The 20,780-nt window shown below is 28.3% G+C and carries 17 protein-coding genes; all 17 read left to right on the top strand.

From position 1 onward, the window contains the following. The 17 genes from IC213_RS17375 to IC213_RS17455 all read left to right on the top strand — a co-directional run bounded on the left by IC213_RS17375 (window position 1) and on the right by IC213_RS17455 (window position 20,381). Window positions 1-714 carry a PHP domain-containing protein gene (locus IC213_RS17375; protein ID WP_227435589.1) on the top strand — a complete coding sequence of 238 codons (714 nt, stop codon included), beginning with the start codon at window positions 1-3 and terminating at the stop codon, window positions 712-714. Window positions 715-766: 52 nt separating this feature from the next. Then, window positions 767-1,624 (top strand): RNase adapter RapZ, encoded by an 858-nt coding sequence (gene rapZ / locus IC213_RS17380; protein ID WP_227863307.1) that lies wholly within the window; start codon window positions 767-769, stop codon window positions 1,622-1,624. 11 nt (window positions 1,625-1,635) lie between these two features. Continuing rightward, complete coding sequence (locus IC213_RS17385) at window positions 1,636-2,742, top strand: gluconeogenesis factor YvcK family protein (protein WP_227435600.1); 1,107 nt, start codon at window positions 1,636-1,638, stop codon at window positions 2,740-2,742. 68 nt (window positions 2,743-2,810) lie between these two features. Further along, on the top strand, window positions 2,811-3,236 hold the full coding sequence (locus IC213_RS17390) for an NUDIX hydrolase (protein ID WP_003416968.1): 426 nt from the start codon (window positions 2,811-2,813) through the stop codon (window positions 3,234-3,236). A gap of 16 nt (window positions 3,237-3,252) precedes the next feature. Beyond that, window positions 3,253-4,203, top strand: coding sequence for a DNA-binding protein WhiA (whiA, locus tag IC213_RS17395; protein WP_227435601.1), 951 nt, complete (start codon window positions 3,253-3,255; stop codon window positions 4,201-4,203). 153 nt (window positions 4,204-4,356) lie between these two features. Beyond that, window positions 4,357-7,926 carry a DNA polymerase III subunit alpha gene (locus IC213_RS17400; protein WP_227435603.1) on the top strand — a complete coding sequence of 1,190 codons (3,570 nt, stop codon included), beginning with the start codon at window positions 4,357-4,359 and terminating at the stop codon, window positions 7,924-7,926. A gap of 208 nt (window positions 7,927-8,134) precedes the next feature. After that, window positions 8,135-9,094: a 6-phosphofructokinase gene (gene pfkA / locus IC213_RS17405; protein WP_227435605.1), complete on the top strand. Its 960-nt coding sequence runs from the start codon at window positions 8,135-8,137 to the stop codon at window positions 9,092-9,094. 51 nt (window positions 9,095-9,145) lie between these two features. After that, window positions 9,146-10,906 carry a pyruvate kinase gene (pyk, locus tag IC213_RS17410; protein WP_227481808.1) on the top strand — a complete coding sequence of 587 codons (1,761 nt, stop codon included), beginning with the start codon at window positions 9,146-9,148 and terminating at the stop codon, window positions 10,904-10,906. Between the two features lie 174 nt (window positions 10,907-11,080). Continuing rightward, window positions 11,081-12,499 (top strand): 23S rRNA (uracil(1939)-C(5))-methyltransferase RlmD, encoded by a 1,419-nt coding sequence (rlmD, locus tag IC213_RS17415; RefSeq protein ID WP_227863308.1) that lies wholly within the window; start codon window positions 11,081-11,083, stop codon window positions 12,497-12,499. Between the two features lie 279 nt (window positions 12,500-12,778). Beyond that, window positions 12,779-13,915 (top strand): HNH endonuclease signature motif containing protein, encoded by a 1,137-nt coding sequence (locus tag IC213_RS17420; protein ID WP_227863309.1) that lies wholly within the window; start codon window positions 12,779-12,781, stop codon window positions 13,913-13,915. A 79-nt stretch (window positions 13,916-13,994) separates the two neighbouring features. Next, on the top strand, window positions 13,995-14,204 hold the full coding sequence (locus tag IC213_RS17425) for a hypothetical protein (RefSeq protein ID WP_227863310.1): 210 nt from the start codon (window positions 13,995-13,997) through the stop codon (window positions 14,202-14,204). A gap of 586 nt (window positions 14,205-14,790) precedes the next feature. Beyond that, window positions 14,791-15,006, top strand: coding sequence for a hypothetical protein (locus tag IC213_RS17430; protein WP_227824527.1), 216 nt, complete (start codon window positions 14,791-14,793; stop codon window positions 15,004-15,006). 522 nt (window positions 15,007-15,528) lie between these two features. Continuing rightward, complete coding sequence (locus tag IC213_RS17435; RefSeq protein WP_227824526.1) at window positions 15,529-15,765, top strand: hypothetical protein; 237 nt, start codon at window positions 15,529-15,531, stop codon at window positions 15,763-15,765. Window positions 15,766-16,141: 376 nt separating this feature from the next. Further along, the gene (locus IC213_RS17440) at window positions 16,142-16,651 is read left to right on the top strand and encodes a hypothetical protein (protein WP_227824525.1); all 510 of its coding nucleotides are present in this window, start codon (window positions 16,142-16,144) and stop codon (window positions 16,649-16,651) included. 611 nt (window positions 16,652-17,262) lie between these two features. Further along, on the top strand, window positions 17,263-17,436 hold the full coding sequence (locus tag IC213_RS17445) for a hypothetical protein (protein ID WP_227863311.1): 174 nt from the start codon (window positions 17,263-17,265) through the stop codon (window positions 17,434-17,436). Next, on the top strand, window positions 17,436-17,861 hold the full coding sequence (locus tag IC213_RS17450; protein ID WP_227824523.1) for a hypothetical protein: 426 nt from the start codon (window positions 17,436-17,438) through the stop codon (window positions 17,859-17,861). Before IC213_RS17445 ends, IC213_RS17450 begins: the two co-directional genes overlap by 1 nt. Window positions 17,862-17,996: 135 nt before the next feature. After that, complete coding sequence (locus IC213_RS17455; RefSeq protein WP_227863312.1) at window positions 17,997-20,381, top strand: hypothetical protein; 2,385 nt, start codon at window positions 17,997-17,999, stop codon at window positions 20,379-20,381. Window positions 20,382-20,780: the final 399 nt, after the last annotated feature.

A 20,780-nucleotide genomic window follows, 5' to 3' on the forward strand; every position in this document is an offset into this window, starting at 1 on the left:
ATGAAAATATTGGCTGATTATCATACACATACATTATATAGTCATGGTAAGGGAACTATTGAAGATAATGTAAAGGTGGCCATTGCTAAAGGGATAAAGACAATCGGAATATCAGACCATAGTTATAAACATATTGCATATGGTGTAAAGAGGAAAGATATTCATAAAATGAGAGAAGAAATAAATTCTTTGAATGATAAATATAGTGATATAAATATACTTTTGGGTATGGAGTGTAACATATTAGATGATAAAGGTAATATAGACATGGATGAAAAATTTATAAAAGAACTTGACTATATCATGGCTGGATACCATTTTGGTTCTACTCCTACATCATTTGGAAGTTTATTAAATCATTGTAATAACTATATTTTTAAAACTGAAAAAGCAAAAGAGTATAATACAAAAGCTGTAATAAATGCTATGAATAATAATGATATTTTTGTAATTACACATCCTGGTGATAAAGGTGATGTATATATAGAAGAAATAGCAAAGGTAGCAAAAAAGACAGATACAAGGCTTGAAATAAATAGTAGTCATTCTTTTTTAAATGTAAAACAAATAAACGAAATAAAAGAAATAGGAAATAAATTTATAATAGGGTCAGATGCACATTGCCCAGAAAGAGTGGGTGATTTTAAACGAGCTATAAAAGCTGTATATGATTCAAATATGGATATATCATTAGTAGAAAATATTATAGTGTAATAATCGAAAGATAAAAGTGTAATAAACAGAAGATAAAAAGGAGGAGTTAGCAATGAAATTTGTTATAGTTACAGGTCTTTCAGGGTCTGGAAAAAGTGAAACAATGAGAGCTTTAGAGGATATGGGATTTTATTGTGTAGATAATCTACCTCCTGCTTTGATAACTAAATTTGCAGAATTATGTTATCAACCAAATTCAAGTATTGATAAAGTTGCTCTAGGTATAGATATAAGAGGAAGAAAGTTTTTTGAAGCTCTTCATGAAAGTTTAAACTACTTAGAAAAAGAAAATTATAAATATGAAATGGTGTATTTAGATTGTAATGATGATGTATTGTTAAAGAGATATAAAATGACAAGAAGAAATCACCCATTGGCGAAAGACATGCAAATTCCAGAAGGTATAAAAATGGAAAGAAAAATAATGGAGCCTTTAAAGGGATTTTCTACATGCATAATTGACACAACTAATATGAAACCAAAAGACCTTAAAGAAGAAATAAAGAAAATATATTCTTCTGGTGAAGATAATCCTAATTTAACTATATCTGTAGTATCTTTTGGATTTAAACATGGTATACTTGCGGATGCAGATTTAGTATTTGATGTAAGATTTCTTCCTAATCCATATTATGTTGAAGAATTGAGATCTAAAACTGGTGACGATAAAGAAGTTAGAGATTATGTCATGAATTCTAAAATTAGTGAGGAATTTTATGTGAAACTTTTGGATATGATTCATTTCTTAGTACCTCAATATATAGAAGAAGGAAAACAACATCTAGTAATTGGTGTTGGATGCACAGGTGGAAGACATAGGTCAGTTACTATAACAAATCTTATAGCGGAGGATTTATCTAATAAAGGATATAGAGTTGTAAAAAAACACAGAGACTCTATGTTACGATAATGGAGGCAAACATGGCTAAATTACTTATTATTGTAGGAATTTTAGGTTGGATTGCATTAATTGTATCGTTATTTATATATAAGAAAGCAAAGAATGAAAAAGTAAGGTTATTTCAGAGGTCTGTTATTGAAAATAGAGACCCTAATGTAGTAGTAATAGGTGGAGGAACTGGTCAATCAGTGTTTCTGAGGGGGCTTAAACACTCTACGCAGAATATAACTGCGATTGTTACTGTTGCTGATGATGGTGGAGGTTCAGGAGTATTAAGAGAAGACTTAGGAATGCTTCCACCAGGAGATATAAGAAATTGCCTGTTAGCACTTGCAAATATAGAACCAACTATGAATGAAGTTATGCAATATAGGTTTACAGAAGGACTTTTAAAAGGTCAAAGTTTTGGGAATCTATTTTTAGCTGCTATGAATGGATTATATGGAAACTTTGAAAAAGCTGTGTATAAATTAAGTGAGATTTTTGCTATAACAGGTAGGGTTTTGCCAGTAACACTAGAAGATGTAAACTTAGTTGCCAAATTAAAAAATGGTGAAATAGTAAATGGCGAATCTAGTATACCTGAAGAATCAAAAAATCAAAAAAGTTCTATTGATGAGATTTTTTTAAATCCTAAAGATGTTAAACCATTAGGAGATGTTATTGCATCTATTTATGATGCTGATATTATAATTATGGGTCCTGGAAGTTTATATACTAGTATAATACCAAACTTACTTGTAGATGGTGTTGTAGACGCCATTAAAGCCTCTCTAGCACCAAAAGTGTATATATCAAATATAATGACTCAACCAGGGGAAACAGAAGGATATAATGTATTAGAACATATTAATGCGATAATAAAGCATACTGACAATAATTTGATAGATTATGTGATAGCAAATAACGAAATATTGCCAGAAGGAATGCTTGATTTATATAAACAAGATGGAGCAGAACAGGTTTTACTAGATAAAAAACAAAAAGATAAGTTAAAAGAGATGGGTATAAAAACCGTAGAAAAAAATTTGATTGAAATAAAAAATAATTATATAAGACATGATGCAAAATATATATCTAACATAGTTATTGAGTTAGCCCTAAATCATAATTACAACAAAAGTTAGTAAAAAAGGATTTTAAAAAAAAGTGTAGAAATCCTTATCATTATGTTAGTTTTAAGGAGTGAACATCGATGAGAGAAGAGGTTAGTGCTGGTGGTGTAGTCCTGTTTGGCAATACGATTCTTTTACTAAGGAAGTTCAATGGAGATTGGGTGCTACCCAAAGGAAAAGTAGAAGAAGGGGAAAATAACCAAGAGGCAGCATTACGTGAAGTAAGCGAAGAAACTGGAGTAAAAGCAGATATATTGAAATATTTAGGTGAAATACACTATACATTCAAAGAAAACTGGGATGAAAATAGAGCAGTTCATAAAACAGTTTTTTGGTACTTAATGCAAGCAAAAAATATGGATACTATTCCACAAAAAGAGGAAGGCTTTATTGATGCTAAATTTATCCATCTAGATAGAGTGGTAGACCTAGCTAGGTATGATGATGAAAAGGAAATAATAAAGGTTGCCTTGCAGGAAATAAAAAAAAGGTTAAAGAAAAATTAGTTAATGGGTGATATATATGTCTTTTTCAACTGAAACCAAAAATGAACTAGCGAGAATTGTATCTGAGAATGAATGTTGTAATATAGCTGAACTGTCAGCTCTAGTTAAATCAGGGGGAAGTATACAAATTGTTGGATATAAAAAACTAAATTTAAAAATAACAACAGAATTAAACTCAATAGCCCGTAAAGTCTTTAAGTTATTAAAAAAGAATTTCAGCATAAATACTACAATTTCTGTAAATAAAAATCAAATGTTAAAGAGAAATAATAGTTATGTATTAATGGTAACAAGTGAAATGGGTTCAGAAATGTTATTAAAAAAATTAGGTGTATTGGAAGAAAAAGAGGGATTTTTTACTATAAATAGAGTTCCAGAAAGTTTGGTTAAACATGAGGGATGTAAAAGAGCTTTTATAAGAGGAGCTTTTCTTGGTGGAGGTTCTATAAGTGATCCAGAAAAAAACTATCATATGGAATTTGTAACTAACAATGAGGATTTTGCAGATTCATTAAAAGAACTTATAAATTCTTTAGGCTTTAATAGTAAAATTGTGGCTAGAAAAAATAATTATGTTGTTTATCTTAAAGAGAGTGAACAAATATCCGATTTATTAAGTATTATAGGAGGACACCACGCTCTTTTAAGTCTCCAAAATACTAAAATAGTAAAAGAAATGAGAAATAATGTAAACAGAATAGTAAATTGCGAGACAGCTAACCTTTCTAAAACAGTAAATGCAGCCGTAAGACAAGTAGAAAATATTAGACTAATACAAGAAACTATAGGGATTAGTAGCTTACCAGAAAATTTACAAGAAATAGCCAAGATTAGAATTGAGTATGAAGATATGACTCTCAAGGAGCTTGGAGAGATGTTAGACCCGCCAATAGGAAAATCTGGTGTCAATCATAGACTTAGAAAAATAGAAGAAATCGCAACAGACTTGAAAAAAAAATCATTATAATAAATTTGAGGGGACAATCTCAAAATAAGAATTAATTTCAACATATAGGGTTATAGGTGGAAGTTAATTCCTATTTTGAGATAAAAGTCTCTGTTTTTGTTTTAAGACATGTATTTGTGGTAAAATTAAATTTATAAAACAGGAGGTGATTTAATGGAAAAAGATTTTGCTCATCTTCATGTACATACCGAGTATAGTTTACTTGATGGATTTTCGAGGGTGAAAAAACTTATAAAAAGAGCTAAAGAATTAAATATGAGTTCAATTGCTATTACTGACCATGGCTGTATGTTTGGTGTTATAGATTTTTATAAAACAGCTATAAAAGAAGGAATAAAACCAATTATAGGGTGTGAAGTTTATACAGCTGCACGTGGATTAAGAGATAAAGACCCTAATTATGATAAATATCAAGGACATTTAGTTTTGTTAGCTAAGAATATGGAAGGCTATAAAAATTTGATAAAAATAGTCTCAACTTCATATGTAGAAGGCTTCTACTATAAGCCTAGAGTCGATATGGAAGAACTTAGAAAGCATTGTGAAGGGATTGTAGCACTTTCTGCATGTCTTGCAGGAGATGTTGCACGTGCTTTGATGAATAGAAATTATGAAAAAGCAAAAAAGTTTGCCATTGATTACAAAGATATATTTGGTGAAGAAAATTTCTTTTTAGAAATTCAAGACCATAATTTACCAGAACAGAGAGAAGTGAATTCTGGATTAGTGAAATTATCAAAAGAGACTGGTATTCCACTAGTTGCTACTAATGATGTTCACTATGTAAATAAAGAAGATTCAAAAATACATGATGTTCTTATGTGTATTCAAATGGGTAAAACAGTAAATGACCCAAATAGAATGAGATTTGGAAGTGATGAGTTTTATCTGAAATCAAGAGAAGAAATGGAAGAGTTATTCCCATATGCACTAGAGGCTATTGATAATACTGTAAAAATAGCCGATATGTGTAATGTAGAGTTTGATTTTAATACTATACATCTTCCTAAATATGATGTTCCAGATGGATATACACCAGAAACTTATTTAAGAGAATTGTGTTTTAATGGATTAAAAGAAAGATATGATAATCCTGATAGTGAGATACTAGATAGATTAAACTATGAATTAGATGTAATTGAAAAAATGGGTTATGTGGAATACTTTTTAATAGTTTGGGACTTTATAAATTTCTCTAAAGAAAATAATATTATAGTAGGACCAGGTAGAGGTAGTGCGGCAGGTTCAATAGTAGCATATACACTTAAGATAACTGATATAGACCCAATAAAATATTCTCTCCTATTTGAACGTTTTCTAAATCCAGAACGTATATCTATGCCAGATATAGATATAGATTTTTGCTATGAAAGAAGAGAAGAAGTTATAGACTATGTAAAGCGAAAATATGGTGATGACCATGTTGCACAAATAATAACTTTTGGAACAATGGGTGCAAAAGCCGCAATAAGAGATGTTGGAAGAGTATTAGATATAGGCTACAATAAGGTTGATAAGATAGCTAAAGAAATACCATTTGCTTTAGGAATGACTATAGATAAGGCATTAGATACAAATCCAAACCTTAAGGATTTATATGACCAAGACCCTGAAACAAAAGAGATAATCAATATATCAAAGCAAATAGAGGGAATGTTAAGACATGCTTCCACTCATGCAGCAGGAGTTGTTATATCCAAAAATCCTGTAGATGAGTATGTACCTCTGTACAAGCATCAAGATGCAATCACAACTCAATTTACTATGACAACACTTGAAGAACTTGGTCTTTTAAAGATGGACTTTCTTGGATTAAGAACACTTACAGTTATAAGAGATGCACTTGATTTAATAGAAAAGAATAGAACAATAAAAAATTACACTGAAAATATAGATTTTTCAAAGATGGACTATGATGATCCAAAGGTATATGAAATGCTTTCATCTGGAAATACTTTAGGAGTGTTTCAGTTGGAAAGTGCTGGTATGAGGAGTTTTATGAAACAACTGAAACCAGATAATTTTGAAGATATTGTAGCGGGAATATCCCTATTTAGACCAGGTCCAATGGACTCTATACCTGCGTATATAAAAAATAAAAGTAATCCAAAAGATGTAACATACTTACATGAGAAATTAAAACCAATAATGGAAGTTACATATGGATGTTTGGTATATCAAGAACAAGTTATGCAAGTTGTTAGAGATTTAGGTGGATATAGTTATGGTCGTAGTGACTTGGTTAGAAGAGCCATGAGTAAGAAAAAAATGGATGTAATGGAAGAAGAAAGACAATATTTTATTCATGGGAAATTTGATGAAGATGGCAACATAGAAATTGCAGGGTGTGTTAGAAATGGTGTAGAAGAGGAAATAGCCAATAAAATATTTGATGACATGATAGATTTTGCTCGTTATGCATTTAATAAATCACATGCAGCTGCATATGGAGTTTTAGCATATGAGACAGCTTATTTAAAAACATATTATCCTGTTGAGTTTATGGCAGCTTTAATAACTAGTGTTATGGGAAATACTGATAAGGTAGTTGAATATATAAGAGAATGTAAAGCATTAGATATAGATGTGTTGCCACCAGACATAAATAAAAGTTTTTCAAAATTCTCGGTTGAAGGTGACAACATAAGATTTGGTCTGGCTGCTGTAAAAAATGTTGGTGTAAATATAATAAATAATATAATTGATGAGAGAGAGTCTAAGGGATTATTTATAGACTTAGTTGATTTAGTTAAGAGATTAGACCAAAAAGATACAAATAAAAGAGTAATAGAAAGCTTAATAAAATGTGGAGCTTTTGATAATATAAGTGAAAATAGAGCTAGTCTGATGGCTGGTTATGAAACTTTATTAGAAAGTGTTTCTATGGACAGAAAGAAAAATGTTCAAGGTCAAATTTCATTATTTGATGCTTTTGGAGATAGTGAAGAAGATAGTGACTTTCAACAAATATATAATTTACCTAAAAGACCAGAATATGAAGAAAGAGAGAAACTTAATCTTGAAAAAGAAGTTCTGGGAATGTATGTAAGTGGGCATCCTTTATCGCAATTTGAAAAAGAATTACAAGAAAAAACATCTATAGATAATGGAAAGTTAAATTCATTAAAAGAGGATGAAGAGTCATATATACAAATGAATGAAACTGATGCAATAATGGGTGGAATGATTGTAAATAAAACGATAAAAACCACAAAAAGAAATGAAATTATGGCATTTATTGAGTTAGAAGATTTATATGGTGCTATAGAAATAATAGTTTTTCCTCAGTTATTACAAAAATATAATGTTATTTTAAACGAAGATAATATAATTTATGTAAAAGGAACATTAAGTATAAAAGAAGGCGAAAATGCAAAACTTATAGCTAGAGAAATAAAAGATATAAAAGACAATACTGACTTTGAAGCTAAAAAATATAATTCAGTAAGAACTAAAAATGTACAAAATGTGAAGTTAGAAAGTGGAAAAAAACTGTATTTAAAAATAGATAGTATGTCTGACACAGATACAACTTACAATATTATAGAAATAGCAAAGCAATATCCAGGCAATGACAGTATATACTTATATCCTATGGATGAAAATATAAATGGTAAGCGCAAAGCATATAAAATGACAGGAGTATCCACCTTTATATGTGATGAATTTATAAACAATTTAGAAAGATTACTTCCTAAGGATAACATAAAGATAAAAGCTTAATTTTTTGGATAAAAATCTAAATATATTATAATAATATGAAAAATATTGTCCGTTTTGTGATATAATATCACAAAATGGACATTTAAGGACATTTAATTTTTTTAGTCTTGATGGGATTGAAAAATGATATAGGGACGAAAAAAGTCCATTAAGATGTGATAAGAATGATTATAATAAAAATTTGACATAAAATCCAAGGAGGTAAAAAATGAAAACTATAGGATTACTAACAAGTGGAGGAGATGCTCCAGGAATGAATGCTGCAATTAGAGCGGTTGTAAGGTCAGCAATATATTATGGATGCAAAGTATATGGAATCAATAGAGGATATAAGGGATTGTTGGAAGAAGATTTAACTGAAATGAACTTATCTTCTGTTGGGGATATTATACACAGAGGAGGAACTATATTAAAATCTTCTAGATGTGAAGAATTCAAAACAGAAGAAGGTAGATTAAAGGCAGTAAAAATTCTTAAAAAGTATAAAATTGACTGCTTAGTAGTAATTGGAGGAGACGGTTCATTTACAGGAGCTCAAAAACTTAGTGACTTAGGATTTCCAGCTATAGGTATACCAGGAACTATAGATAATGACTTAGCATATACAGATTACACTATAGGATTTGACACTGCAATGAATACTATTATAGATGCTATAGGTAAAATAAGAGATACATCATCATCTCATGAAAGAGTTAATATAGTAGAAGTTATGGGAAGACACTGTGGAGATTTAGCCTTATATGCAGGTCTTGCAGGAGGAGCTGAAACTATAATAGTACCAGAAGTAGAGGTTAAAGTAGATGAAGTTGCTTTAAGATTAAAGACTACTCAAAAAAGAGGTAAGAGACATAGTATAATCGTGTTGGCAGAAGGAGTTGGAAGTGCTAGCGATTTAGAGAAGGAACTTAAAAAAGAATCAGGAGCAGATTTAAGAGTAACTGTATTAGGTCATGTTCAAAGAGGAGGAAGCCCAACTGTATTTGATAGAATACTAGCAAGCAGACTTGGTGTAAGAGCTGTAGAATTACTACTAGATGGAAAGTCAGCTAGAGTTGTCGGAATAAAAGAAAACAAAATAATTGACTTAGAAATAAGTGAAGCTTTATCTCAAAAGAAGGTTTTTGATAAAGAAGCTTATGAAATGGCAAAAATATTATCTATATAAATCTTAGTATTTAAAATAAATCTGTGAAATAATATTTCAGGAGGAGCAAATATGTTAAATAATGTAAAGAAAACAAAAATTGTTTGTACACTAGGGCCAGCATCACAAAGTGAAGAAGTTTTAACTCAACTTATGCAAAATGGTCTAAATGTGTGCAGATTTAACTTTTCCCATGGTTCACATGAAGAACACAAGGAAAGAATAGATATGGCAAAAAAAGTTAGAGAAAAACTAAATAAACCAGTTGCTATATTATTAGACACTAAAGGTCCAGAAATTAGAACAGGTAATTTTGCAGACCCAGAGGTATCTTTAGAAGAAGGACAAAAATTTACTATAACTATGAAAGATGTTGTAGGAACTAAAGAAATATGTACAGTAAGTTATAAGGGTCTTGCGGAAGATGTTAAAGTAGGAGATTCTATACTAATAGATGATGGCTTAGTTGGTTTAAGAGTAAAAGAAATAAATGGCGAAGATATAGTATGTATCGTTGAAAATTCTGGAATAGTAAAAAATCATAAAGGTGTAAATGTGCCTGGTGTAAAAATAAATTTACCAGCAATAACTCCTAAAGATATAAGCGACATAGAATTTGGAATAAGCCAAGGTATAGACTATATAGCTGCCTCATTTGTAAGGAAAGCATCTGATGTACTAGCAATAAGAGAAATTTTAGAAAATAACAATGCAACTGATATACAAATTATATCTAAGATAGAAAATCAAGAAGGTGTAGAAAACTTAGATGAAATATTAAAAGTTTCTGATGGTATAATGGTAGCTAGAGGTGATTTAGGTGTTGAAATACCTACTGAAGAAATGCCAATAGTTCAGAAAATGATGATAAAAAAATGCAATGAATTAGCAAAACCAGTTGTAACTGCTACACAAATGCTTGATTCTATGATAAGAAATCCAAGACCAACAAGAGCAGAAGTTACAGACGTAGCTAATGCTATATATGATGGAACAGATGCAATAATGTTATCTGGAGAAACTGCTGCTGGGAAATATCCTGTAGAAGCTGTAAAAATGATGGCTACAATAGCAAAAAGAACAGAAGAAACTTTGGATTATGATAGATTGTTAAAGGAAAATGGTACTAATAATGTTACAGTAACAGATGCAATAAGCCATGCTACTTGTACAACAGCTGTAGATTTAGATGCATCAGCTATAATAACATCTACTTCTTCAGGTTATACTGCTAGAATGGTGTCTAAATTTAGACCAAAATCTCCAATAATAGCTACTACAAATAATGAAAAAACTATGAATAAACTAGCTCTTACATGGGGAGTTTATCCAGTTAAATCTTCTGTTGCAGGAAATACAGATGAAGTTATAGAAAAAGCAATAGAAGCAGCTAGACAAGCAGATTATATAGATAATGGAGAACTAGTGGTTATAACTGCTGGAGTACCAGTAGGAGTAAGCGGAACTACTAACTTAATAAAGGTTCATGTAATAAGTGAAGAAATTGTTCAAGGTATAGGTGTAGGTAATCAAACAGTAGAAGGTAAAGTTCGTATAATAAAAAATGGAGATACTTGTGTAGACTTCAATAAAGGAGATATATTAGTTTCTACAGCTACTGATGCTGAAATGAACAATTATATAGAGAAAGCAGGAGCTGTAGTAACTGAAAATGGTGGAATGACATCACATACAGCTATCGTAGGAATAAATTTAGATATACCAGTTATTGTGTCTGCAAATGATATAACTAATCTAGTAAAAGATGGAGAAGTTGTAACAGTGGATGCATCAAGAGGTGTAATATATAGAGGTTCAACTAGAGTTTTATAAGAAAATAATAAATTTATTTTGTCAAGGGGCTTTATAAGCTCCTTTTTTTTTGGTAAAATAAAATATTGTAGCTTAGTAAAAAATATAGTTTAGTTAATAGCAAGATTTTAATATATATTTAAAGAAAAGAATTTGTAAGAATTTAAATTTAATATAGTGATTGGAGGGTGATTTATGCTTTCAAAAAACGAGATGTATATTGTAGATATAGTAGACATTGGACAGGCTGGAGTAGGCGTTGGAAAGTACAATGGTATTACAGTTTTTGTAGAGGGCGGATTAATACAAGATAAAGTTAAAGTTAAAATTAATAAGGTCAAGAAAAATTATGCTGTAGGAGACATTGTTGAAATAATAGAGAAGTCTCCATTTAGAGTAAAAAGAGTGTGTAGTGACAATCTTAAGGATTGTGGAGGGTGCCAAATACAAGATTTAGACTATAATAAACAACTTGAAATGAAAACAAATGAAGTTAAACAAGTGCTTACAAGAATAGGTAAGTTGGATGATGTGGTAGTTCATGATACTATAGGCATGGAGAAGCCATATAGATATAGAAATAAAGCTCAATTTCCAATACAAAAGAACAATGGAGTTCCTATTATTGGTTTTTACAAAAAGAAGACTCACGATGTAATATCGACAGAAAAATGTGTAATACAACATGAACTAAATGATAAAATTGTTAAGATAATAAAAACGTATATAAGAGCTTATAAGGTAAGCATATATGATGAAAAGTCTCAGACTGGAGTAATTAGACATTTGGTGACAAAAATTGGATTTACAACTAAAGAAGTAATGGTTGTATTAGTTGCTAATGGAAACAGACTTCCATATCTTAAAGAATTAGCTTCAGTATTAGAGGAAAATATACCTGGATTTAAGACTTTAGTTGTAAATATAAATGAAAAAAATACAAATGCCATTCTTGGAAAAGAGAATATAGTTGTGTATGGAGATGGTAAAATAAATGATTATATAGGAGATTTAGTATTTGAGATTTCTCCATTGTCATTTTTCCAAGTAAATCCTATACAAACTAAGGTATTATATGATAAAGCTCTTGAATATGCAGATTTAAAGGATACTGATACTGTTTTTGATATTTATTGTGGTATAGGTACAATATCTTTATTTTTAGCGCAAAAGGCTAAAAAAGTTTATGGAATAGAAATTATAGAAGATGCTATAAAAGATGCTAAGGTAAATGCTAGATTAAACAATATACATAATGCTGAATTCTATGTGGGTAAGGCAGAAGAGGTTGTTCCTAAGATGTATAGTGAGGGTAAGACTGCTAATGTTGTAGTTGTAGACCCACCTAGAAAGGGTTGTGACGAAAAGGTTTTAGAGACAATTGTTTCAATGAATCCTGAGAGAATTGTTTATGTTTCTTGTAATCCTTCTACTTTAGCAAGGGATTTAAATTATCTAAATATGCATGGATTTAAATGTATTGAGGCACAACCTGTAGATATGTTCCCTCATTCTACACATGTGGAAACTGTAGCGTTGCTTTCCAAACTTGATTCAAAGAAGCATATTAGTGTGGAATTTCCAATGGATGATATGGACTTAACAAATGCATAGAGTAAAGCAACATATGAGCAAATCCAAAACTCTGTTTTTAAAAAGTATGGATTTAAGGTGTCTACACTTTATATTGCGCAAGTTAAGAGGAAGCATGGTTTAGAAGTTAGGGAGAATTACAATATATCAAGAAATGAAAATCAGAAAGTTCTGAAGTGCTCGGTTGAAAAAGAAGAAGCTATTTTGGTTGCTTTGAAGTATTTTAAAATGTTGAAATAAAAAGGGACTTTATTAAATAGCATTCTATATAATATATTAATCTTTTTTTGGGGAAATAAAATGAATAGAAAGTCAATAAATGAAAATGTAAAAAGAAGATTATATGCTGAATCAATGGGAAAGTGTATGAATCCAGATTGCCAAGAAAATTTATTTATAAAAGATAATGATATTATGGAAAAGGCTCATATTGCTCCCTACTTTGAAACAGAAGATAATTCGTACGAAAATTTAATTATTTTATGCCCTAATTGCCATAAGAAGTTTGACAAGATTAATTCATTAAGTGAAGAAACCGTAAAAAAGTGGAAAGAAAATAGAAGAAAGCAACTAGAGTCTTTTTTCTCTACTAAGTATGGTTCCTTTGAAGAACTTAAAAAGGTAGTTAGTCCTTTATTGAATGAAAACAAGTATATTTATGAGAATTATTTTTTAGGAGATAAAAAAGCATTATGGGATAAATTTGAACCTCAAGCATTATCAAGTAATGAAAAATTAAAGTTATTACTTGAAAATAATATGAACCTATTTCAAAACCATTCAGAGAAAGGGTATTCTAATTTAGAAGTGGTTCGTAAATTCATTACTCATATTAATGAATTTATATGTACTCGATTGGACGAAGAAAAAAATAGAGCAGTACTTTTTCCAGAAAAGATTAATTCAATATTTGGGATTGTACCTGTAAAAGAACATCTTATGCCGTCTACTGAGTCATTGGAAGGTTTTTTAAAAATTATGCAAAAACAGAATAGAATAGAGGAAATTTTATTAGGAATAGATGAACCATACATTTTATTGAAGGATGATGATAAAGTAGTTTTGACGGATACACCTAGGTTAAGACAATTATATTTTGATAACAAGTGTTTTATAAAAACAGGTGTTAGATTAGAAAGCTTAAATTTTGCTTTGAAATATCTGAAATCTAGAAACATTAATTTTATCTATAAAGATCCAATTATGCTAAGAGAAATTATTGTAAATGGTGTAAGTATATTTTTTGTTTATGAATATTGTTTGAGCAAGGTCTTTCTGACCAAAATGTCTCCTGAACCAAACTCTGTAATTGTAAATTTACATAATTGGAATGGGCAGTTCTGTATTTCACAAGAGGCCTATGATTTAGCGAATACATTTGGAGTTACTTTGCTTACAATTGAGGATTTTTACAGATATGTCAATAAAATCAAATAATAATATTATTATCAATATAATAATAGATAACATTATGTTGTTTGATGAATTTGATGAGGTTTATATTTTTGGATCTATTTTGAACCCGAGTAAATTTTCGAATGATATTGATCTTTTACTGTTATATTCAACTTTTTCATCTAATCTAGTGGAAAAGGAAATTCAAATAAGTGAATTTTTAGAGAAAATCAGTAGATACCATTTAGATATAACCGCGTTGAGTTTTGAAGAAGAAAAAGATATTAACTTTATAGATAGATTAAATTATAACTATATAATGGGAAAGTGAGCTTAGGTAATTATGATTAATTAGACTTACTGTTTTGATGAATAGGTTTGGACAATGATAAGCATGTGGAAAATGTGGTTTTGATACAAAGAAAAACTATGTAGAAAGTTTTAATTTTAGGCATTTCTTGAACCATTTTGTTTTTAAAAATGAAGATGATAAAATTGGTAATGAACAGTTGAAAAAATATATTAATGTTTCTGTGGTTATCGATATGGAGGGTTAAGATAGAATAAAATTAAAAGTTATGAGATACTGTGAAAACAGTATCTTTTTTTTATGTCTGGACGTTCAGAAATGAGCACCTATTTTGTGTAAACAATCAGGGGGAAAGTAGTTAGTATACAACAAAAAAATAAGAAACTTTTATCTTTATTAAAAAAAGAAATAAAATCATTCTATTTAATTGATATTTATATAATATGAAGAAATACAAATGAATTTTGGTATACTTGTGGGAAATGAAGAGGAATACTTAGAATTTTGTAGAATATTAAAATTAGAACTTATTATAGATATATAAAGTAAGTTTTGAAAAATATAATAATTTATTAAAATATTGTGAGATGAGAGAGGTTAATTTACTATGAAGGAAGCAACAGAAGCAAGGGAGTCAAATAAAGGAGATAATTTTCATTTCATTTGGTCTGCTAAAAAATCACTTCAATTGTTAGAACCTGGTACAGAGCTGGAAGCATTCTATGTAGAAGGAACAAGTATTGAAGATGATGAAAAGTCATTATTATCAATAGATGTTGCTGAGTATTTTGAAGGAAAAAATATGAAGATGCAAGTAGAGTGATTTTTTCTCAATTAAAATATAGTATTTCACATGGTGATTTACCTTGGATACTTTCGTCTTTATCAGTATCTACAAATTCAAGAAAAGCTAATTCAATTATTCAATGACTAGCACAGATATATAAAGATTTTAAAAAAAGTATCCTAAAGATATAGAAAAATTAAGGCTAAAATTAGTAATCAATAGAACTATAGAAGAGAACTTTAAAAAGCTTATAGATAATTGTGATGAAGAAATTGAAAAGAATGATTGTAAAAATTATCTCAGTTTAAAGCATGCACTACCTAAAGAAAATCATGAGTATTTAAAGTCATTTTACAAAAAGTCAAAGTTGAGTACCATAGAATTTGTAGATTTTTTAAAATGTATTGATTTGATTGAATGTGGAAGTGACATAAGAGATATACATGAATCAGAGGTAATTAGTTCTTTGGTTAGATTGGGAGTGTTAAATTTGAAAAATAATTATGATAAGCTAATGCAATTTATAAAAAATAAATGTCTCCAGAGGAAAATGATACAGTGTCAATTGACAAAAATACTATGGCAAATTTCTTTAATACAATTTCAAATGGTTTGTTTCCTTATAATTCACAAGTAATAAAACCACAAAAACATATTAAGAGAAATATTAGTGATGATATTGTCAGAGAAATAATTATTAGTAGAAATCAATATATTTGTTTACATGCAACTGGCGGAATAGGTAAGGCTACAGTAGTGTATGATTTAGAAGTGAATTGCCAATTGGCTCATTAGTATTATTATATGATTGTCTTGGTGGTGGATTATATTCATACATACAAAAATGCTATAGTACAGTTAAGAAATGAATTAGCATTAAAATTATTACACGCCATTTCTTGTTAAAACTAATTTAGATGAAAGTGACTATTTAAGAAATTTTTTTATTATACTTAAACAAGCATCTAATTATGTAAAAGTAATTAATAAAGCAGCAGCTATATTATTAGTATTAGATGCGGTTGACAATAGTTATTCAGTATCATAAGTATTAGGAGATACTTGTTTTGCAGACAAACTCTTGAAAATTACTTTACAATAAAATATTTCAATTTTAGTTATATCAAGAACAGAACGATTAGAAAATTTTGAATTACCTTATGGAACAACTATGATTAAGTTAGAAGGATTTAATAAGGAAGAGCAACGTAATTACATTGATATGTTTTATGAAAATGTATCAGGTTCTAAATGTGAAGAAGTAAAAAAACTTACCAGTAAAAATACAAAGGTTCAATACTATGTTTTTTCTAAGATATCTTATACTATTGAGGAAGTGTTGCAATATCTCAACCCAAATGGAAAAGACTTGAATGGGATATTCAAAAAATCAATAAAAAAGATAGATACTAGAATAACTTCAGAGATAATATATTTTGAAGAGTTGTGTAGATCATTAGTTGAATTGCAAAGACCAATTCCAGTTGATATTATTACAAGTTCTACTGATTATAATATTGAAAAATTGGAAAGTGCATGCTTTGAATATTTGATTAGTATTTATTTAGGAAATGGGATTATAACCTTTAGAGATAAAGACTTTGAAAATTATTTAAAAACAACAATTAAAAATAGTGAGTTAGCAATAACAAAAATTGCTGGAACTCTTTATAATAAGTGATTTGATTATGATTATTCTATTAAATATTTTCATATTTTTCTAGAGAAGACTCAAAAACTAAATGAAATTTTGGATTCAATTTATACTATAAACAATATTAATATTTCATTAATCGAAGATGAAAAAACGAAATTATATCAAAATGAATTAAAAGTGCTTTCTCAATTGATGATATTTATAATAATAATTATAAGTTAGATGCACATAAACTTTTGTATTTATTAACTAAATGTAGAGCTACTGATGCTGGAGTGAAAAAAATTATATTAGATAATATTGAACTAGCTAAAAATTAGGATTTGAAAGTATCATATCCAGATATATTTCGAGAAAATCAAAGTTTAGTTCATTAAATGAATTAACATTACAAATATATTCAAATTCATTAATTAAATATACTGAGCGAACAGATTAATTTTTGCTACATCTTCTGTAACAATAAAATAATATTCAAAAGAAGAAAAGAATAATAGAAACTTTTAACATATAGTTGATAGACTACATGTATCACGATTAGGCATATACATGGCAATGGATATGATTAGTGAATTGGATGCATGATTAGAGTCCATATCCTATTTAAGAATTTTGATATCACTTATAGTTTACTTTTGCAAGGAGATATAGAGAAAGTTAAATCTATAATTAGCCTCTATGATGATATAGATATGTTTGCAGGATGTGCAATTGCATTTGAAGAATTAAATTATTCTATAAACAATGAAATTTGGATTTTAGGCGAAAATCTTACTAATTATATAGAAAAAAAGAAAAAATACATGTAATGGACTTAAAATATAGGATTAGTATAGCAGAATTATTATTAAAAAGAGGGAAAATTAAGGAATCAGAAAATATAGATTATAATACCGAAATAAGAATGGATTTTTCATATATATCATTTTATGAAATGAATGGTGAATTGCCAAAGGAATATACATTTAGATTGTATGCATTAAAGAAGTTCTTAAAATGTGAAAAATATGCCTTTAAGACAAGTTATAGAGTTGGGGGTTCCAATAGCAAAATAATTACTATAGTAGGAGGAAAAAGAGTGATTCAGAAGATACCAGAATATAAATTACTTGTTGAAACAGACGCACCATTTATTAGAGCTATAAATCATTGTCATGAAATATATGAAAATTTGAATCAAACAATAATAGGTATTTCAAACTTAAAAAATCACAATTTATCTAGAGTTATTTAGGAGAATTCAAGATATGTTCTTGGAGAATTATGGTGATACTTAATATTAATTAAAATGTAAAGAAATCTAGTTGAGAAAATGCATTATAAGCAGATTTGTAGTAAGCAGTAATATATATGTAGTAAGGGGGACTAAATGGATAATATACTAATTATTTTTATATGTACTATAGTTATATATTTACTTTTTATTTTGATAGATAAAAAAATGACGAGAATAAGGTTTAGATTTAGAGAAAGAGAATTTGAAATCAAATATCCTACAATGAGTAGTCTAATAACTTTTCTCATTAAATATATAGCGATGATTTTACTGTTCATATTTACTGTTCTTCAAGAAAAAACGCAGTTTATGCGAATTCCTTTAAATTGCGATCCAATAGTTTTAACTGTAGCTATTTATACTATGTATGGAATATTTATTTCATTTATACAATTCTTAATTAGTTATTCATCAGCGAATAATCGGGATCTTTATTGGGGAAAAAGTAAAACAAAATTAATTATTATGGACAGCATTGAATATAGGATGTTCAATTCGGAATTATTTAGGATGTTACTCTTATATTTATCTGTTTATTCAATTTTAAATTTCAAGAAAATATTTTTACTGAGTAAATATAATGGTTATGCTGAGTCACTTTTTTATGTTTCTATAACAATCATTATAATGGAATTTATTGTTTTATTTATAAAGGGATTAATGATTAGTAATGTGCTATTTTATGTTCAAGAGGATAGAGATAGGATAAATAGGCAAATTAAAATAACTATTTTAAAAGAGTATCAGTTTGTATTTAACGAAACAATAAAATCAAAGAATCTTGATTTTATAGAAATATTATTTGTGGATTTATCAAATATAGAAAAATCACAAAGGGAAGAAATGGTATATTCAGTATTATGCCATGTATATTCATGGTATCAATGGGTTGGGGAAAGCAAAGATAAAAAGATTTTGCTTCCATTAAAGAAAATTTTCAAAAGGGTAGAGAAGGAAAACTCATATTATAAATTAGTAAGTTTACGATTAATAAATTCGAATTTTTGGAATCAGTATGAGAAAAGTGAGCTTAAGCTACAATTTGAAGAGTTACTAAAAATATATATAAAACAAGAAGATTTTATGTTCAATTTCATAAAAAAAGAATCTGGTGATGATAAAGAGAAATTTTCATCCATGTTTGAGAGAGTTTATAAAACTGACAATACATTATTAGGTGAAATTAATTTTTTAGATCTTCCTACAGCAATTTGGAAAGCCATTTTTTCTCAAGAAGATATTATTTCATTATGCAACTCAGTTCGTAACCTTCAAATGATGAAGATGCTAGATCATTTGTTCAAAAGTAGTGATTATTATTGTACAGAATTATTGCGAGAAAAAATAATTGAACAATATTGTAAGTTTATAATAAAAGTTTTCAATAAGAAAAAAGAAATAATCTTGCAAATGGATAGTAGAAAAATCGCGGATACATTAGATATTAAAATTTGCAAACAAGAAAAGAGGAATTTTAATCAAATACAGGGAGAGGATACATGTAGGACTTATATAAATTTTAGAGAAGAATTAAAAAGATTACTCAAGTATAAACTGTTACATTACTTTATTGAGTTGGAGAATAATGAACTTAACCGAAGTTTTATAAATAAATTAGGTGAGTTCATGGAAGAAAAATATATTATGTTTTTTATTACTTATCGTATTCTATATACAGGATCAGATTATTCAAAATGGAGGGAAGAAATAGTCTTTTTTAAAAACCTAATTTCATCTAGACATTATGAAGATAACATTCTTGGAAAACAGAATGTGGATTTTGTTGCTGAAGCCATAGCAAATGTCAATATAGGTCATAAAATTTCTTATGATTTAATTAATTGGATTTTTCACAATATAAATTCTCCAATAAATGAGAATATAGTAAAGGCATGTTCTGAAAGAAGATATTTGAGTTTAGCGACTTTTATATCATTTAAATATATTTTTAAAGATGGATGTTTTTATTATAGAATATTAGAAGATATAAACTTTCTAAATGATGAAATAAGGATTCAATTTATTAATGAAATCTCAAAAATAAGAGGTGTAATGAAAGAAGAGTACTTTATTAAGGTATTATACGATATCTTTGATTGTCAAAAATATAAAATAGGAATTGATAAATTGATATTAAATAGTAATTTTGAAATGCTCATGATTGTAAATGATTTCATAAATATAAAAAACATGATGGAATATATTAGTAAACATGAATGGAGAGGAAATGATGGAGTATTAAAATTTTTGCTTATCAAATTTAGTGAATTTAATTACCAAGAGCTATTATCATCACTTGATTTTGAAGTACAACATAACATTGCTCAGCAGTTTGAAAGAATCTTATCTCAATCACTTAAAACAGTAGATAAGTATGTCGACGATTTATGTATTCGAGCGTCTTATCTTGGTAATGAAGTTCCTCAACATAGAAAGGATAAAGCTATCAATATACTAAGTAAACTGATTTTAGGATAAATTTAATTTTTATTGAATTTATCTTTAAATTATATTTGAAATTCTGAAATCTGAATATCTGAGAAGTGTTTGTTACTTCAAAAATGTCATAGAGTGAAAAGGATAGCGTTTCAAATCGATAAATAGAAATGTAAAAATAATTCTAGATATAAACTGAGGGAATCTATGGAACTTATAATATTAATAGTTCCATTTTAACATCTTTTATATCTATGCTTATGAAAGGTAGATTTGTGCAATTCAAAGACAAAAAGAAAGTGGAAAGAAGAGAGATATTAATTGACTCCTTTAGAACAAGAAATATAAGTAAAATTGATTTTTATATGTTTGCTTTTCTTAGTTTATTTATATTTGCGAGGGATAGAGATAATTCATGTATTCCCTTATGTTTATTTGGGA

Origin of the sequence: Clostridioides sp. ES-S-0049-02 (genome assembly GCF_020658465.1) — a bacterium.
Lineage (GTDB): Bacteria > Bacillota > Clostridia > Peptostreptococcales > Peptostreptococcaceae > Clostridioides.

Bases quoted from the DNA above. Each gene is read 5' to 3' on its own strand.
- rlmD (WP_227863308.1), top strand. From the start codon at position 11,081: ATGCTTTCAAAAAACGAGATGTATATTGTAGATATAGTAGACATTGGA.
- IC213_RS17450 (WP_227824523.1), top strand. From the start codon at position 17,436: ATGGACTTAAAATATAGGATTAGTATAGCAGAATTATTATTAAAAAGA.
- IC213_RS17455 (WP_227863312.1), top strand. From the start codon at position 17,997: ATGGATAATATACTAATTATTTTTATATGTACTATAGTTATATATTTA.
- IC213_RS17400 (WP_227435603.1), top strand. From the start codon at position 4,357: ATGGAAAAAGATTTTGCTCATCTTCATGTACATACCGAGTATAGTTTA.
- pyk (WP_227481808.1), top strand. From the start codon at position 9,146: ATGTTAAATAATGTAAAGAAAACAAAAATTGTTTGTACACTAGGGCCA.
- IC213_RS17440 (WP_227824525.1), top strand. From the start codon at position 16,142: ATGATTAAGTTAGAAGGATTTAATAAGGAAGAGCAACGTAATTACATT.
- IC213_RS17420 (WP_227863309.1), top strand. From the start codon at position 12,779: ATGAATAGAAAGTCAATAAATGAAAATGTAAAAAGAAGATTATATGCT.
- IC213_RS17375 (WP_227435589.1), top strand. From the start codon at position 1: ATGAAAATATTGGCTGATTATCATACACATACATTATATAGTCATGGT.
- pfkA (WP_227435605.1), top strand. From the start codon at position 8,135: ATGAAAACTATAGGATTACTAACAAGTGGAGGAGATGCTCCAGGAATG.
- IC213_RS17390 (WP_003416968.1), top strand. From the start codon at position 2,811: ATGAGAGAAGAGGTTAGTGCTGGTGGTGTAGTCCTGTTTGGCAATACG.
- IC213_RS17385 (WP_227435600.1), top strand. From the start codon at position 1,636: ATGGCTAAATTACTTATTATTGTAGGAATTTTAGGTTGGATTGCATTA.
- IC213_RS17430 (WP_227824527.1), top strand. From the start codon at position 14,791: ATGAAGGAAGCAACAGAAGCAAGGGAGTCAAATAAAGGAGATAATTTT.
- whiA (WP_227435601.1), top strand. From the start codon at position 3,253: ATGTCTTTTTCAACTGAAACCAAAAATGAACTAGCGAGAATTGTATCT.
- rapZ (WP_227863307.1), top strand. From the start codon at position 767: ATGAAATTTGTTATAGTTACAGGTCTTTCAGGGTCTGGAAAAAGTGAA.